Annotated in this window: 1 rRNA gene; it reads right to left on the reverse strand. The window is 43.9% G+C overall.

Going from position 1 to position 781, the window contains the following annotated elements:
• Positions 1–708: 708 nt before the first annotated feature.
• Positions 709–781 (reverse strand): 5S ribosomal RNA (gene rrf, locus AB5N96_RS13480); the annotation flags it as partial.

Genomic DNA, 781 nt, shown 5'->3' on the forward strand with positions numbered 1-781 from the left:
TGTGTTAATAGGCTTGACATGGAGCCTCTGTGAGCATGAATCTCTCGTGAAAGGCTTGCCACATAGTTTCACGCCTTTACTACGCTATCATGCTCACTTCTCCAAATAAAGCCCACTTGTACATTTCAAGGATACAGAGAATTTTTAGTGGCTTACTTAATGATTGCGAAAGTGGCTTACTTTTCAATTGCGAAATACACCCGGGAAATGACGACCTGGACTCCGGGATTGATTGCCACTGAGAAGTTATCACTCTCAAATTCTTATTTAAACTTTGTAGACTGGCGTTCGACCACTGACAGATCAGTATTTACTAGAAATACACTTGGAGATCTAACGTCTTCCTAGAAACGCATTCTGTAATCAGGCTCTTGCCAGAAAGATCTCTTTGACATTTCAGGTCTTACTAGTAAGGGTTTTGTGGCTGAGCGAGCATTCTGGAGCAAGTAATGTGTTTTCTAAGGCAAGTAACTTGATTTCTACAACAAGTGACCTATTTTCTGCAGCAAGTAAACCGATTTCTACACCCGAAGTCGTTTTATGGAAACTATTTTAGATGTAGAGTTAGTTGGATGCAGTCGTTCCTACAAGAAGGTCTTGTCTTGGACGGATGGGTCGTACTGGAGAGGGTCGGCGCCGGAAAAGATTATGTCTACTTTTTCGCACACAAAAAAGGCCACCCCTGACGGGATGACCTTCTTTTTTGTTGCCCAGCGACGTCCTACTCTCACAGGGGGAGACCCCCAACTACCATCGGCGCTGAAGAGCTTAACTTCCGTGT

This window comes from Chryseomicrobium imtechense (assembly GCF_041475995.1).
GTDB classification, from domain to species: Bacteria; Bacillota; Bacilli; order Bacillales_A; family Planococcaceae; genus Chryseomicrobium; species Chryseomicrobium aureum.